Genomic DNA, 15,834 nt, shown 5'->3' on the forward strand with positions numbered 1-15,834 from the left:
ATATGAGTAAGAAACATGAACTGCTGGTTACGGCAGCAAATGTAAACGAAGCAGAAGTACTGCTCCAGGCCGGAGCAGATGCCTTGTTAATTGGGGATGATCGCTTCGGCATGCGTTTACCCGGCAGTTTCACTGTGGAAGAGACAGCCGAAGTGGTTGCCCTTGCTGCCAAACATCAGGCTCGTGTCTATGTATCCATGAATAACTTGATGTCCAACGAGCTGTTGAAGGAGCTCCCTGAGTATGTTCAGGCTCTGGGCAGCATTGGGGTTCATGCCGTGGAATTTAACGATCCATCCGTGCTGGCTGCGATTAGGGAGTATGCTCCCCATATTCAGCTGCACTGGAATGCGGAGATGACTTCAACGAACTACGCAACGGCCAACTATTGGGGCAACAAAGGTGCCAGTCGTGTTGTACTCGCCAGAGAGCTGAACATGGATGAGCTGACAGAGATGGTTCCTTTTCTAAAAGTTGAAGCTCAGGTCCAGGTGCATGGCATGACGAATATTTATCATTCCAAACGCAGTCTGGTCCAAAGTTATATGGCTCATCAGGGGCGTCCGGTAGAGGGGCACCTTGGTAAAGAGCGCGGGCTATTTCTGATTGAGGCAGAACGCCGGGATGAGAAATTCCCTATTTATGAAGATGTCAACGGTACGCACATTATGAGCTCTGAAGATATTTGCATTTTGGAGGATCTACATCTGTTGATGGAGGCAGGTGTTCATAGCTTCAAGATTGAAGGTATTCTCAAACCGCTGGTTTATAATGAGGCTGTTGTCCGGGCATACCGGAGGGCTATTGATTGTTATGCAGCAGATGCGGATGCATATGCTTTTTTGGATGAGTGGCTGGATGAGGTCCGCCAATTGCAGGATCCTGAACGGGAGCTGTCATTTGGCTTTTTCTACAAAGAACAGGTGTATTAATAGACGAGGTGAACGAAATGGAAACAGTGGCGGTACAGCGGAAGTTCTCGGGTAAACGTAACCGTCTGGACAAACCGGAGCTTCTTGCTCCGGCGGGCAATCTGGAAAAACTCAAATTTGCGATTCATTATGGCGCAGACGCTGTGTATATTGGCGGACAGGCCTATGGACTTCGTTCCAATGCAGACAACTTCAGCTTTGAGGAAATGCGTGAAGGTGTGGAATTTGCGAGTAAATACGGCGCCAAGGTATTTGTGGCTACCAATATCTATGCACACAATGAAGACATTGAAGGCATTGAGGCATATTTGCAAAACCTGTACAATGCGGGTATCGCAGCCGTGATCGTGGCGGACCCGGCGATTATTGAAGTCGCTCAGCGTGCTGTACCCGGCCTTGAGGTGCACCTAAGTACGCAGCAATCTACACTGAACTGGCAAGCCGTGAAGTTCTGGAAAGACGAGGGGCTCCCGCGTGTGGTTCTGGGGCGTGAAACCAGCTTCGAGGAGATCGAAGAGATCAAGGCGAATGTCGATATCGAGATTGAAGCGTTCATTCATGGGGCAATGTGTTCCTCCTATTCGGGACGCTGTGTACTCTCCAATCACTTTACAGATCGGGATTCCAACCGGGGGGGCTGCTGCCAATCCTGCCGCTGGAAGTATGATTTGTTTGAGGATGCCAGAGAAGACGCCGTGTGGGTAAGCGAAGAAGAAATGCAGATGCAGGCCCCGGCACCTTTCAAGCTGGGTGAGAACCAGCTGCCCCTGTTCCAGGAACAGGATAATTCGTTCTCCATGGGATCGAAAGATCTGTGCATGATCGGTCATATCCCCGAGTTGATTGATGTGGGTGTGGACAGCTTTAAAATTGAGGGCCGTATGAAGTCCATTCACTATGTGGCTACTGTCGTGAACGTATATCGTCAAGCGATCGATGCTTACATGGCTGATCCGGAAAACTATGTGTTGAAGCCGGAATGGGTCGAAGAGATGAATAAGGCTGCCAACCGTCCGTTAAACACCGGATTCTTCTACGATACACCGGACCATGAGGATCACATCTACGAGCCGGAAGAAAAAGCAGTTCCTTATGATTTCGCCGGATTGGTTATGGACTATGATGCATCTACAGGAATGGCCACCATTCAGCAGCGGAATCATTTCAAGCCTGGACAAGAGATCGAATTTTTCGGTCCAAACGGCACCTTTTTCAAACAGGTTGTAGGTGAAATTCAGGATGAAGAAGGCAATGTACTGGACGCAGCAAGACACCCATTGCAGTTGATCAAAATGAAAGTAGACCAGCCTGTATCTTATTTTGATATGATGAGAAAAAAGAAATAGGTTAAATGGCCTATCAACAACAAAATTGTGTTATGAATTAACAATATGTTGTTATGAATCTAATGATTTAGCCCTCCGTATATCGGTATATGGGGGGCTTTTTTTTATAGAAAAATAGGAAAAAAGTTGCAAAATATTTTTTGAAAACAAAAGGGGAAAGGGGAAAACTGTCGAATATTACATATTTATAGGGGAGAGAAAGAAAAACAACTAGCAAAATGGCAGGTGAATGGGATTGGTTCAAAAGAAGCAGAAGGACAGTGGGGAAAAGGTGAAGAAACCAGTGAAGGAAAAAAAACCGAGAGAGCAAAAGTTTAAGAAATTGAGCTTCTTCAAAAGCAAGACAGAAAAACCATCGAACAAGAAGCCATTTAAGCTGGATTGGAAGAAGATCCAGTGGAGTAAGATGGGAGGGACAACGTTAACTCAGATCAGGAAGGCAAATCCGGTTAAATCGGTAGGAGTCAAACTATTCTTAATCTTTTTTGCGGGGATTATGATTTTTGTTATTAGTTTGGGTCTTTTATCCTACTCGAAAGCCAAAAACACGATTGAGGAAAATGCCTCCCGGGCAAACCAGGAAACGATTGATCAAACCAAAGAAAAAATGGATATCATTCTGGAGCGTTTTGTGGATACGTCAACCCAGATCTTCTTTGATCCGGAAATGCAATCCTTGTTGCAAAACATGTCTAATAAGGATCTTACAGCGTATGATATGTTTATCAATTCAAGCTCCATCAATAAACAGCTATCAAACGTTGCTTTTACAAATAAATCTATGGAAGCGATTTATTTGGTGCCGACAGATGATTCCAAGTCTACTATGGGAACGGGGAGCAGCAGTGCTTCCATGGGTGATATTCGCAGCGAAGCTTGGTATAACGAGATAGTACAGTCCGGCGGATATCGCTGGCTTCCAACAGAAATTAAAGAAGACGGAAGTGCGCCAACGTTCCGAATTGCCCGTTCCATGAAAAACCTGCAGGGGACAAACCAATCATATGTCTTGGTGATTGAGTTGAAACTGGAAGTTTTGGAGGAACAGTTGAAATCGCTTAATCTGGGAGAGGGAGCTGTAATTCAGCTCATTGCTCCGGATAAAAAAGTTGTTGCCTCAACGATTGCTGACGGCACAGGTAAGGAAACGGAACTCGCTTTTTATGGTGAATTGACTGAACAGACAGGCAGTACCAATGCAGCGTATGCAGTTGATGGAAAATCTACCGATATGCTTGTAGTTTACAGTACGATGGAAACATCGGATTGGAAGTTGATTGGAATGGTACCTACTTCGATGCTGGTTAAGGATGCCAAAGGCATTTTGACACTGACATTGTGGATGGCATTGGTTGACGCAGCAATTGCAGTATTGATTGGGGTATGGATGGTACGCATGATTGCCCGTCCGCTTGGAAGATTGAAAGACCTCATGCAGGAAGGGGCCAAAGGAAATCTAAAGGTACGTACACCATTTACTTCCAAAGATGAAATTGGTCAATTGTCAGCCGCCTTCAATCTGATGATGGAACAGATCACGAAGCTGGTTGAGCAAACAAATCGTTCCGCACAGGAAGTGCTGGATACCGCTTCCGAGCTAAGCAATGCATCCAAGAAGACGGCCATTTCTGCATCGGAGATTGCAGTAGCAACGGAAGAGATTGCTGGTGGTGCAAGCAGCCTGGCTACGGAAGCCGAGCGTGGTAATGAGTTGACTGATAATATCTCACGTCAGATGCAGAGCGTTGTAGCCGCGAACGAGGAGATGGGCCAATCCGCCCGTCATGTCGAGCAGTCCAGTGAGACAGGCACACAGCACTTGAATCAGTTAATGACGAAGACGCAGAAGACCGAAGAGATGATCGGTGCTCTGGTGAACAAGGTGGACTCCCTGAAAGAGAGTACATCGTCCGTTCTGAAGGTTCTGGATGTGCTCCAGAATATTACGAAGCAGACGAATATTCTGTCACTGAATGCCACCATTGAAGCAGCACGTGCCGGTGCAGCCGGACGCGGATTCATGGTTGTTGCTGGTGAGGTTCGTCAACTCGCCGAGCAATCCAGACAGTCCATTGACATGGTGGGCGAGATTACCGATAAAATCATGCATGAGATGAACGAAACGGTGGCCGCATTGTCCAATGTCAATCCTTTATTCCGGGAGCAAATGGATGCCGTTAAAGATACCAATGTGATCTTTGCTTCGGTTCAAGAGCAGATGGGGGCGTTTGTAGAGAAGCTGGGCATGGTAACGGACTCCATTGGGGATCTGAGCAAGTCTCAAGGTACATTGTCTGAGGCGATGAGTAATGTAAGCGCAGTCGCCGAGGAATCCTCTGCAACCTCTGAAGAAGTGGCTTCCTTGAGCAGCGAGCAGCAGAATATCAGCAACCAGTTGGTGAACTTGTCCGATAAGCTGGAGAATGTATCCACTGAACTGAAAAATACACTGTCACGCTTTACGGTATAATCAAATACAAAAATCGTGAAATCTTCAACAAACCTGTTCCTTTTCTGGAGCAGGTTTGTTGCTGTTTTCCGGATAATTCCAGCTAGGAAGAAGCATACTATGCAGAAAAATGAAGAAGGGGATAAGGAAGCATGCGTGTACAACTAAAAAGAAGAATATATATTGGTTGTGTCTTCCTGACCGTCATTTTTGCAATCCTTATCCTTCGTCTCGGGTGGATTCAGATGGTTCAGGTGAATCGAGTCATGCCGGGATTCCAGCGAACGGTTCGTGAGATGTCTGTTTTGCAGCGTGAACGGGGCGTTATGCTTGATTCAGGCCGAGGACAAATCACAGATCGTAAGGGAAAATCACTGACAGGAAGCCTGCAGTGGGGAGTTGTGCTTTTTCCGCACTCTGGACATAGGCATGTCCAATCCCTGATGAATACAACAAACGTCAGATTGAAGCGGCTGGCAGCCATACTACATACGGATACAACACACCTAATTAAAGAGTGGGAGCAGGGAGACGCCCCTCATTTCTGGACAGCAGGCACGCACCAACCCATGGTATTGGACAAGGCCCAACTAGCAAAACTTCAGGAATTCGAAGGAGATGGAGCCAGCGTATACCCCGTGATGTCACGTTATGACAAGAGCCGTACAGGAAGGCAATGGTTAGGTTACCTGGCTGAACAACCTGAAGTTCTGAGCGAGAGAGATCAACATACAGTTGAAGTGAAACAACCTTTTGCGCTGAAGTCGGGTGCAGCTGGACTGGAAAGGACGCTTGATCCCCTATTGATGGGCATGGGTCCAACCTTGCTGACTCGAATGGTTACCGGATCAGGAGAGATTATTCCCGAATACGCACCAAGGGTAATTGCCCCGAGAAATAGTCACTATCCTTTAAAGGTAGAGACCACAGTCGATACAGACATACAGCAAGGAGTAGAACGGATTGCAGAGGACGCGGGTATGGAAGAGGGGGCGATTGTTGTACTGGATACGGCAAATGCAGATGTACGTGGAATGGTCTCAGTTCCATTTTACGATCCGCTGCATGTGGATCCTTCCAACTCCTCCTGGGCAAATCGGGCTGTGCAGAGTGCTGTACCTGGATCGATATTCAAAATAGTTACGGCGGCAGCAGCTCTGGAATCACAAGCAGTTTCAACCAAAGAAACCTTTCATTGTGGCGGAGAATGGGGAAAGTATGGGTTATCCTGCTGGAAAGAACATGGACATGGTGATCTGAAGCTGGAACAGGGATTCGCTGAGTCCTGTAATATTGTTTTTGCCGAAACAGCCCGCCGCCTTAGTATGGAGCAATTGGAGCGAACTGCCGATGCTTTGGGCTTGGCACGGACCATCGGCTGGGAGAAGCAGGATGTGGCCGGAATGCCGGTACTGCGTCATTTTGATCACGAAGATGCAGGGCGTGTACGTACAACAACAGTCTCCTCAGAGGATGAAGGAGCCCGGGTACAGACAGCCATTGGTCAGCGAGATACCCGCGTATCCCCGTTACAGGCGGCGAATCTGATTGTGACCCTGCTTCATGATGGCCGTGTTCACGCACCGCGGCTTGTTCAGCGTATCCGATATGCGGATGGTGATGTGATGCTTGAAATGCCCCCGCAGTACTCGCCTTCGGAAGCCGGTCAGATCTCTTCCGCAACTTCTCACCAACTTCTGAGATGGATGCGTAAGGTGGTAACGGATGGAACCGGAAAAACCCTGCAGCATGCGCGGTGGCACGTTGCAGGGAAGTCAGGTACCGCCCAGGTGGAGCAGAAAGGACGGAAACGCAATCATCAATGGTTTATCGGGTATGGCCCGGTAGAGCAGCCTCGATATGCAGTTGCTGTTTTGGTCCAGAATGTAGCACCAGGCGGACACCACCAGGCTACAGATATCTTTCGCCGTGTGATGGATTACTTGGCCGAATCTTCCTGATCTGCAGTCCGTGTTGAAGCTTCGGCAGATGCTTCCGTGTTCACGCCCGTGGGTTCACCCACAGGCGTATCCATGACTAATGGAGAAGAATCGAATTCATCCTTGGGCAGATGAATCCACCGCTGTAAATAGCCCTGCTGCAGCAGTTCCTTTAGCAAAATCAGCAGTACTGGAGATAGTACAACTCCGGCAAGGCCGAATATGGAGAGTGAGATCAGCATAAATGAAAGCATCAGGTATGCGGAAGACACTCCGATCGAGTTGCCGGATATTTTCGGTTCAAGCAGCTGGCGTGTCAGCATTGTAATCACGAGAACGACGACTAGACCAATGGCCAAGCTGCTGTTCCCTATGATAAACAGATAGACAATCCATGGGATAAATATAACTGGAACCCCCAGAAGAGGCACGAGATCAAATACCGCACAGACTGCAGCGATCGTAAAGGCATTATTGGTTCCAAGAATGAGCAGTCCGACATAGATCAATACAAAGGTAATCAGCATCATGATCATCTGTGCCTTCAAGTACGAACGAATGGTTTTGAAGACATGGTTGCGCATAAATGCCATAGCGAGCTTCAATGTTTTTGGTGTCTTGGCACGGGCAAACTTGCGCCAGGATTCAATCTCGATACTGAGAAAGAAGGCAAGAATGATTGCAATCCCAAAGTTTGTGATAAATGATGAAAATGAACTGAGAAATCCAATAATGAATTGTGCACCACTGGTCACCCAGCTGGAGAGGAAACCGGTAAGTGTTGCAAAATAATCGTTTATCTTCTCGATAATACCAGGAGGAAGTGCGTTCCACTTGTCCTGAAGAAAGTAGGCGAGATTGGTGAACTCGCTCTGCAGCAGCTCCACGTATCGAGGGAAATTATCCTGCAGATTGGATATTTGAGAGATAATAATCAGACCCACGCCAAAAAAGGCAGCAACAATCAGTGCGAGAAAAAGTAAAACAGATATCGCGGCTCCCAGTGTTTTGGGCAGTCCTCGGCGATGCAAAAAACGGGCCAGTGGTTCAATCATCCAGTATACGATAAATGAAAGAAACACAGGTGCAGCTATTTGATACAATCGGCTAAAGCCATACATGACCAAATATACAGTTAACACAAGTAAAGCGATGTCAAAAACAGTACGTCCATATTTTCTATAAAGGGGTAACATGGGCAGGGCTCCTTCATCCGTCATTCATTCCATTTATTGTACACGATTGACTTGTTTTTTGGAAAACAGGATTCAAGAAAAGTTTAAATTATGATAAAATTAAAGGCGATTTATTTTCCATAGTACTTGGATGGGAGCAGTCATTCAGCAAGAGAAGTGGGGAATCAGAGCATGACAAATTTACTTCAGAGCCTATTTTTATGGGCATTGTACATTTCATCTTTTTACGCCTTTATTCCAAGTTTGATCAGCAGACTCTTTGGGTTGCGCGTGTTCAGGCGTGGGAAAAGCGATACACAGTTTGCGTTAACTTTCGATGATGGTCCCGATCCGGTATATACGCCAAGGTTGCTCCGATTGCTGAAGCAATACGATGCCAAGGCGACTTTTTTTGTGGTTGGGGAGCATGCGGCCAGTCACCCGGAACTTATCCAGCACATTCATGAGCAAGGACATCTGATCGGAATCCATAACTACATCCACAAAACAAACTGGCTAATGCGGCCGCGTACGGTTAAAAATCAGATACAGCGAACAGGCCAGATTATAGAGGAGGTCACGGGGGTAAGAACCTGTTTTTACCGTCCGCCTTGGGGGATCATGAACCTGTTTGATTTTTTCAGCAGAAAGGATCGCCAGATTGTCCTGTGGTCTTCCATGTTCGAGGATTGGAGAAGTCGTGTCGGAGCAAAGAAACTGACAGAACGCATGTTGAAAGAGCTCAGAGGCGGAGAAGTCATGCTGCTGCATGACCGGGGTACCACGCTTGGGGCTGATGCACATGCACCTGAACAGATGCTCCAGGCCTTGGAAGTGGTACTGCAAGAGGCTGAGCGGCAGGGATTGCAAAGTGTACGCATCGATACCTTGATGGGAGGAGGCATTACCGTGAGTGAATCTCAGAAAACGAGTCCAGCTCAAACCGTATTATCCCCATGGAAACGAATTGTGGTTGCTTTATGGCTTGGCTGGGAGAAGTTGTTCCACTGGGTATACCATCTGCGGACAGCTTCGCCGGAAGACCCGATGCTTCATTATCGATCCCGTGTATATCACGGTGCGTTGGTTGAAATGAGCGAGGGGCAAGTCATCCGAAACGGCGACCCGGTTATTGAACTTCATTTTGATAATAAAAAATTATTCGAGCTCGGGATGACCTCGCGCTCCAGTATGCATCTGGCCATCCGTATGATTCGGGCCATGGAACAGCAGCTTCCCGATCTGGCTCGGCAGATTGCATCGGAACCTGAACTCCGTTCTGCCAAAGCAGTGTACGGTGTAAGTATGATTAATCGGGGACCTGAGAAATTCGGATTTACCGTTAAGGATCTGCCGCCTGGACCTTTCAGTTCGGCTTCCAAGGTGTATCTCAAACTATTGCTGAGTGTAATTCATCCTTCAGGAACCAAGCGTTTGAAACAGCGATCCGAGCAATTGGTTCCGAAAATGATTGCCATGCCGCTTGGTGTATTAATGGAGCGTTACGGACAACATGCCTTTGTAGCTGCAACAACGGAACAGATGCAAACAGATCTGGTGGAGAGTGAAGCGGATGTACTGGCCGGTGCTGAGCTGAACAACACACCAACGGTTTAATAAACTGGGTATTATTCATATCTAATTCGATTGCATGTAAATCAATGCAAAAAGGGTTGCTCCCTTGCCAACACTGGCAGAGGAGCAACCCTTTTTATTTTGTAATTTGCTTCAGATAGCAAAACAATTGAAAAATTGCAGGAGATTAAATTTTCAAAACCCCACCGTTACTTGCGTTGGTAACGAGTTTGGAATAGCGAGCCAGCAAGCCTGTTTTTACTTTCGGCTCGAAGCCTTTCCAACCTGCACGGCGACGTTCGAACTCTTCATCGCTGATGTGCAGCTCGATAATGCGGTTGTTCAGATCCAGCTCAATGATATCTCCTTCTTCAACAAAAGCGATTGGACCGCCTTCTGCTGCTTCCGGAGAGATGTGGCCGATACTGATACCGCGGGATGCACCAGAGAAACGTCCGTCTGTGATCAGACCGACTTTGGCACCAAGTCCCATACCTACGATCTGGGAAGTTGGAGCAAGCATCTCAGGCATACCTGGTCCGCCTTTTGGTCCTTCGTAACGGATAACGACAACGTGTCCTTCTTTTACTTTGCCGTTCGCGATGCCTTCGAGTGCTTCTTCCTGTGAATCGAAGCAGATCGCAGGTCCTTTGTGGTAACCGCCAACCGAAGCATCAACCGCACCGACTTTGATAATCGCGCCTTCCGGTGCAAGGTTACCAAACAATACGGCAAGGCCACCTCTTTCGGAATGCGGGTTATCCAGCTTGTGGATAACATTCGTATCCTGAATCTCTTGTCCCTCTACGTTCTCACGGATCGTTTTACCGGTTACGGTAATACAATCCGCGTGGATCGCGCCTGGTTTCTTCAGCAATTCGTTTAGAACTGCACTTACGCCGCCGGCATTGTGTACGTCTTCGATGTGCAGGTCGGATGCAGGTGCAAGCTTCGCCAGGTGAGGTACACGGTTAGCCACTTCATTGATGCGCTCGATTGGATAATCGATGCCTGCTTCATGAGCGAGAGCCAAAGTGTGTAGTACAGTGTTGGTTGAACCACCCATAGCCATATCCAGTGCGAAGGCGTTGTCGATCGCTTCAACCGTAACGATATCGCGTGGTTTCAGATCCAGTTTGATGAGTTCCATCAATTGTTTCGCGGATTGTTTAACAAATTCACGACGCTCAGGAGCTACAGCCAAAATGGTACCGTTACCTGGCATAGCCAGTCCCATCGCTTCAGCCAGACAGTTCATTGAGTTTGCTGTGAACATACCGGAGCAAGAACCGCAAGTTGGGCAACCGAACTGTTCAAGCTCGAGCAAGCTCTTATCGTCGATTTTACCAGCCTGGAAGGCACCTACGCCTTCAAATACGGAAGTCAGGGACAGGGCCTTACCATTGCTGTCACGACCTGCTTTCATTGGGCCACCACTTACAAATACAGTAGGGATATTGCAGCGGAGTGCACCCATCATCATGCCTGGTGTGATTTTGTCGCAGTTCGGGATACAGACCATGCCGTCGAACCAGTGTGCTGATACAACCGTTTCCACGGAATCCGCGATAATATCACGGCTTGGCAGCGAGTAACGCATACCAATGTGTCCCATGGCAATTCCGTCATCTACTCCGATGGTGTTGAATTCGAATGGAACGCCGCCCGCTTCACGAATAGCATCCTTTACGATTTTACCAAATTCCTGCAGGTGAACGTGGCCCGGCACGATATCAATGTAAGAGTTACAAACAGCGATAAACGGCTTGCCAAAGTCCTCTTCTTTAACGCCCGCTGCGCGGAGCAGACTCCGGTGTGGTGCACGGTCAAAACCCTTTTTGATCATATCGGAACGCATCTTATTGGCTGACATGGTGTATTTCCCCCCAAATATATAATATTGAGCAACATGAATGGAAATATAAATGGCAGTGCATCTGTCGTTTAATTTCATCCGTACTCTAAAAAATAACCGACTCGGTCGGCTTCGAGCTTCCCGTAGTTTATGAAGTTCTTTGCTGCTTTAAACCCGTGAACAACCCGGTTTTTTATAGAGTCTATCACAACCGTCGTCATATTTCTACAATCAATAGAAAGAAGCCGTCTCTCATTTTCATGGAGTTCGGCTTTCTTAACAGCAATATAACGTTTTGTTATTATTCGGATAAGATTCGGTGAAAAAGGCTAGTTGCTTCCGCCTTTGCGTCCGATCTCACGATAGAATTCTTTGGTATGCGTTTCGGAGGTTGCTTCGCCACCTTTGCGACCAATCTCCTTGTAAAAATCGGAATCATGAGCATCAGAGGTCGCTTCTCCACCTTTTTTGCCTATCATTTGGTAAAAGCTGCGGTCATGATTTTTGGAGGTGGCTCTGCCACCCAATCGGCCTGCTTCCTCGCGACTCATCTTTTGTCCAGCTGCCTGTGAACGTGCCATTACAAATCACTCCTTAAGGGATAAGTTGTTTTTTGTAGCGCGTATCCCTACTTACCACGTTGCTTCCAGCCTGAAACAAGCCGTTACGATAGAGAGTAATGAACAAGGGACAGATAAGCATTCATGCAGAACGCTTGAATATTTCACGGCGATGCAGGGAAAACCGGGAGATATCCGGTTCGATTACGGGCCGAAAGGCATGACGTACTGCGGGCTGGGCCAATAGTACAGCAAACATTACGGCTATAGCAACGATCACAGGAATGTATAATCCGCTTTCGATATAATTATAAACGCCTGACCAGATCATAAGGCGAACGAGAAATCCGTGCAGGAGAAATACATAAAGTGTACGCCGTCCCATATCGGTCAGTCTGGATGTAAGAGAAGGCACCCAGGCCAGAAATAGAGCTCCCGAGATCATTTCGAGGGCATAAATTGCAAGACGATAGATTCCGGCATACCACTCATGGTGACCGAGTTCAGCATAAGTCATGCTGCCCATTAACCAACCTGTGGAGATCTGAAGTCCTCCCAAACCTATCCATATCAAAAGACCAGCAGATAATATTGCGGCGGCATGACGCCCCCAGCCAGTTCGCACATAAGAACGAATGGACGCTCCATAGTCATAACCGATCATGAAGAAAGGGAGAAACACAAACGTTCGGCTGAAGCTGAGCCAAAATCCATCCAGAGGCAAGTAACCCGCCACTACTCCCAGCAGGATGGAGGCAATGAGCCGATAGATCGGCTTCCACGATAAGGTAGCTCTGAGCAGGAGCCTCCAGCAGAAGTGACTGGCCAGAAACCACAGCAACAGATAAGGAGCAAAAAAGGACAGTTTCATGTGCGGGGTGTGAAACAACGTTACATCCATTAGAGCGTATAACGATTGAAACAGAACGTATTGAAGCGCAATTTGTTTAAGCACTTTGCGTCCGGATGCACCCTGAGGTGCATGTCTGGCGAAATATCCGGTAACCCATACGAATAACGGCATATGAAATGTATATATCCACAGGAACAGAGCCTCTGCTCCCGCAAAGCGTGTAATGAGTGGTTCAAGAGCATTTCCAACGAGTACACAGACAATAAGCATAAAGCGCAAGTTATAAAAAAATGATTCCTGATCACCACGGATTCCAGTCCGGTTGTTCATGTTGTAACCCTCCTGTTGACCTCACGGTCGAGGCCATCTGTATCTTTCATAAGGGTAATACGGATATGAAGGAATCATTGTGATATAATTCACAATAGAAAGCGCTATCCTTTCCCGGAGCTGTGACAACAAAATGAACGAGCGGGATTGACAACGGTTGCATAGAGGATGACAATGGGAAAAGAAGATGAGGAATTGTAAATTTAAGGAGGCTAAGAAACGATGTCAACGAATACCCGCCAAAGTCCTGAAATTGTTACATTCGGTGAAAGTATGGGTTTGCTGACAGCCAAGGATACAAGAGGTCTTGAATACGCGGCTTCATTGGACAAGTCGTTTGGCGGCGCAGAGAGCAATCTGGCCATCGGTGTGTCCCGACTGGGCCATACAAGTGGTTGGTTTGGGCGCTTGGGTCAGGATCCCATCGGCACCATGATCTTAAAAGCAATTCGTGGTGAAGGTGTAGATGTATCCAGAGCACGCTTGAGTGACGCGGAACCGACAGGTCTGATGATTCGTGAGAACGCTTCCGGGAAATCCTCTGTACATTATTATAGGAAACTATCCGCTGCAAGTGCGATGACTCCGGATGATCTGGATCCGGACTATATTGCCGGGGCTGAGATTTTGCACGTTACAGGTATTACTGCCGCTATAAGCCCTTCGGGTTTGTCTACGGTAGAAGCTGCCATACATATAGCCAAACAGGCTGGTGTAAAAGTAAGTTTTGATCCGAATCTGCGTCTTAAACTCTGGTCAGCAGAGCAGGCTCGTCCGGTTTTGCTTCGTCTGGCAGAGCAGGCTGACTACTTTTTGCCTGGCCTGGACGAGATGAAGCTGCTGTATAACGAACAGGATGAGCAGAAGATATTCGAACGTTTGTCAGCTCTGAATGCTGTCTCCATCGTAAAAGGCGGACCGGATTTGACCTATGTATTGGTGAATGGTACCCTAACGGAAGTTCCGTACTTCAAGGCGGATCATGTGCTGGATACGGTTGGCGCGGGAGATGGATTTTGTGCAGGTTTCCTATCAGGCCTGCTCAAGGGATACTCTCCGCAGGAGGCTACCCGGCTCGGGAACTTAACTGGCTCCATGGTCATACAGGCCGTTGGTGATTGGGAGGCGCTTCCGACGTGGGAGCAAGTCGAGGCCAAGCTGAACAACGTAACCCATGTTGAGCGCTAGTCGCTGCTGATATCATGTAAGTCTCATCTTCGTTCTTCAATTATAAGGCTTGTAATAAACAACCACATTGATAAGGGAGAGAATGAAATGAAGAAGCTTCAGCTGCTGCAAAAAATAACGGATAACGGGGTAGTCGCCGTACTTCGGGCCGACTCTGCCGATCAGGTCATCGCCATGGCCGAGCAAGCCATCGCCGGTGGAATCAAAGTGATTGAGATTACGATGACGGTTCCCAGTGCACTCAAAGCCATCGAGAAACTGAGCCGTGTCTACCATTGGAACACACAGGATCCCGAAAAGTTTGCCATAATAGGAGCAGGAACAGTGCTTGAGCCCCAGACAGCAAGAGCTGCAATCATGTCAGGTGCTGAGTTTGTTGTCGGACCATCGCTGAATCCGGATACCGTACAGATCTGCAATCTCTATCGAATTCCGATCCTGCCTGGCGTGATGACCATTGCCGATGTTCAACGTGCGCTTGAGCTTGGTGTGGACATCGTGAAGCTATTCCCAGGCAATCTGTATGATCCATCCATTATCAAGACGATGAAGGGGCCTATGCCTCAAGCGAATTTTATGCCGACCGGCGGGGTATCCTTGTCCAATCTGGGCGATTGGATCAAGGGAGGAGCCGTAGCTGTGGGGATCGGGTCCGACCTGACTTCCGAAGCGATGAAAACAGGGGATTTAAGTCATGTTCGCCGCAAGGCGGAACAATATATGGATGCTTACCGTAAGGCGAAAGCGGAATAGAGGCAAGGCGGGGAATGTGAGCAGGTTCAGTCTTGCTCCTATTCCCCAAGAGCCGCAGTACCTGCGGTAAGTGAAGAAAGGTGATTGAAGTTGAGGAACCGGTATAATACAGGGCGCAAGAAGAGGGGCATCGGAAAATTTCTGCTCGTACTTCTGGCGCTCATTGTCATTGGCTGCGGGTTTGTTGCCTGGAAGCTATTTACCCCGTACGGACCGCAGGAAATGGCCCAGAAGGCTATGGAAACAGCGGATCAGGTTACGGTGAGTGAACAGGAAAATTGGATTGATTTTATGCCAGACAAACCTGAAGGGATTAGTGTTATTTTCTATCCGGGTGGTTTGGTGAAACCGGAAAGTTATGCTCTTCTGGCTCACGAGTTGGCAGAAGCCGGACACCATACCATCATTGCCAAAATGCCGGTCAATCTGGCAGTACTGAAACAAAACCTGGCAGATGATATTCGTAATGCTTATCCGGACGAATCATTCGTCATGGGTGGACACTCATTGGGTGGATCCATGGCTGCACGTTATGCAGCATCCCATCCGGGCGCGCTTCAAGGCATCTTTTTCCTGGCGTCCTATCCGGATCAAAAAGGCAGCGTAAAGTCATTGGGGATTCAGGCGCTATCCATATTGGGTACCAATGACGAAGTCGTCAATGCGACCAAATACCAAAACGGCCGCGTCTATCTGCCGGAAGACACGGTGTACTACACCATTGAAGGAGGGAACCACTCGCAGTTCGGTGACTACGGGCACCAGAGTGGTGACGGAGAACCTGAAATTACGGGCGAAGAGCAGTTGTCTCAAACGGTAAAGGCGGTTACCGAATGGCTCGAAGGTATCCAATAATACATCTGCCAGGAGGGGCGGCA

The 15,834-nt window shown here is 47.9% G+C and carries 11 protein-coding genes and 1 pseudogene; 8 read left to right on the top strand and 4 right to left on the bottom strand.

Translation table 11 applies throughout. From position 1 onward, the window contains the following. The first annotated feature begins 2 nt into the window (after positions 1–2). The 4 genes from ABIC22_RS15990 (at position 3) to ABIC22_RS16005 (ending at position 6,688) form a co-directional block, all read left to right on the top strand. On the top strand, positions 3–932 hold the full coding sequence (locus ABIC22_RS15990; RefSeq protein WP_354482071.1) for a peptidase U32 family protein: 930 nt from the start codon (positions 3–5) through the stop codon (positions 930–932). Between the two features lie 17 nt (positions 933–949). Then, positions 950–2,278: a peptidase U32 family protein gene (locus tag ABIC22_RS15995; protein ID WP_354482074.1), complete on the top strand. Its 1,329-nt coding sequence runs from the start codon at positions 950–952 to the stop codon at positions 2,276–2,278. Between the two features lie 229 nt (positions 2,279–2,507). Beyond that, on the top strand, positions 2,508–4,748 hold the full coding sequence (locus ABIC22_RS16000; RefSeq protein WP_354482077.1) for a methyl-accepting chemotaxis protein: 2,241 nt from the start codon (positions 2,508–2,510) through the stop codon (positions 4,746–4,748). 131 nt (positions 4,749–4,879) lie between these two features. Next, positions 4,880–6,688: a peptidoglycan D,D-transpeptidase FtsI family protein gene (locus ABIC22_RS16005; protein WP_354482080.1), complete on the top strand. Its 1,809-nt coding sequence runs from the start codon at positions 4,880–4,882 to the stop codon at positions 6,686–6,688. Here ABIC22_RS16005 and ABIC22_RS16010 read toward each other — a convergent pair. Next, positions 6,667–7,863, bottom strand: coding sequence for an AI-2E family transporter (locus tag ABIC22_RS16010; RefSeq protein ID WP_354482083.1), 1,197 nt, complete (start codon positions 7,861–7,863; stop codon positions 6,667–6,669). The two genes, ABIC22_RS16005 and ABIC22_RS16010, sit on opposite strands and share 22 nt — an antisense overlap. Before the next feature lie 171 nt (positions 7,864–8,034). On the opposite strand from ABIC22_RS16010, the gene ABIC22_RS16015 reads away from it, so the two are divergent. Next, positions 8,035–9,459 carry a polysaccharide deacetylase family protein gene (locus tag ABIC22_RS16015; protein WP_127538647.1) on the top strand — a complete coding sequence of 475 codons (1,425 nt, stop codon included), beginning with the start codon at positions 8,035–8,037 and terminating at the stop codon, positions 9,457–9,459. A gap of 145 nt (positions 9,460–9,604) precedes the next feature. On the opposite strand, the gene ilvD is transcribed toward ABIC22_RS16015, so the two are convergent. From ilvD to ABIC22_RS16030, 3 genes and pseudogenes are all read right to left on the bottom strand, one after another. Then, positions 9,605–11,290, bottom strand: a complete 1,686-nt coding sequence (gene ilvD / locus ABIC22_RS16020; RefSeq protein ID WP_095289529.1) for a dihydroxy-acid dehydratase — start codon at positions 11,288–11,290, stop codon at positions 9,605–9,607. 320 nt (positions 11,291–11,610) lie between these two features. Beyond that, positions 11,611–11,853 (bottom strand): annotated as a pseudogene (locus tag ABIC22_RS16025) (KGG domain-containing protein); the annotation flags it as partial. Between the two features lie 121 nt (positions 11,854–11,974). Further along, a complete protein-coding gene (locus tag ABIC22_RS16030; RefSeq protein ID WP_354482088.1) occupies positions 11,975–13,015 on the bottom strand; it encodes an acyltransferase family protein in 1,041 nt (346 codons plus the stop codon). 222 nt (positions 13,016–13,237) lie between these two features. Here ABIC22_RS16030 and ABIC22_RS16035 point away from each other — a divergent pair, with 222 nt between their 5' ends. From ABIC22_RS16035 to ABIC22_RS16045, 3 genes are all read left to right on the top strand, one after another. Continuing rightward, positions 13,238–14,203 (top strand): sugar kinase, encoded by a 966-nt coding sequence (locus ABIC22_RS16035; protein ID WP_127538650.1) that lies wholly within the window; start codon positions 13,238–13,240, stop codon positions 14,201–14,203. 87 nt (positions 14,204–14,290) lie between these two features. Continuing rightward, positions 14,291–14,956: a bifunctional 2-keto-4-hydroxyglutarate aldolase/2-keto-3-deoxy-6-phosphogluconate aldolase gene (locus tag ABIC22_RS16040; RefSeq protein ID WP_095359776.1), complete on the top strand. Its 666-nt coding sequence runs from the start codon at positions 14,291–14,293 to the stop codon at positions 14,954–14,956. Positions 14,957–15,046: 90 nt separating this feature from the next. Continuing rightward, complete coding sequence (locus tag ABIC22_RS16045) at positions 15,047–15,811, top strand: alpha/beta fold hydrolase (protein WP_354482092.1); 765 nt, start codon at positions 15,047–15,049, stop codon at positions 15,809–15,811. Positions 15,812–15,834: the final 23 nt, after the last annotated feature.

The sequence above is a fragment of the Paenibacillus sp. PvP094 genome, assembly GCF_040546835.1.
GTDB lineage: Bacteria > Bacillota > Bacilli > Paenibacillales > Paenibacillaceae > Paenibacillus > Paenibacillus illinoisensis.

Coding starts and splice junctions, on each gene's coding strand:
- ilvD (WP_095289529.1), bottom strand. CDS start 11,290: ATGTCAGCCAATAAGATGCGTTCCGATATGATCAAAAAGGGTTTTGAC.
- ABIC22_RS15990 (WP_354482071.1), top strand. CDS start 3: ATGAGTAAGAAACATGAACTGCTGGTTACGGCAGCAAATGTAAACGAA.
- ABIC22_RS16010 (WP_354482083.1), bottom strand. CDS start 7,863: ATGTTACCCCTTTATAGAAAATATGGACGTACTGTTTTTGACATCGCT.
- ABIC22_RS16015 (WP_127538647.1), top strand. CDS start 8,035: ATGACAAATTTACTTCAGAGCCTATTTTTATGGGCATTGTACATTTCA.
- ABIC22_RS16035 (WP_127538650.1), top strand. CDS start 13,238: ATGTCAACGAATACCCGCCAAAGTCCTGAAATTGTTACATTCGGTGAA.
- ABIC22_RS16030 (WP_354482088.1), bottom strand. CDS start 13,015: ATGAACAACCGGACTGGAATCCGTGGTGATCAGGAATCATTTTTTTAT.
- ABIC22_RS15995 (WP_354482074.1), top strand. CDS start 950: ATGGAAACAGTGGCGGTACAGCGGAAGTTCTCGGGTAAACGTAACCGT.
- ABIC22_RS16000 (WP_354482077.1), top strand. CDS start 2,508: ATGGGATTGGTTCAAAAGAAGCAGAAGGACAGTGGGGAAAAGGTGAAG.
- ABIC22_RS16040 (WP_095359776.1), top strand. CDS start 14,291: ATGAAGAAGCTTCAGCTGCTGCAAAAAATAACGGATAACGGGGTAGTC.
- ABIC22_RS16005 (WP_354482080.1), top strand. CDS start 4,880: ATGCGTGTACAACTAAAAAGAAGAATATATATTGGTTGTGTCTTCCTG.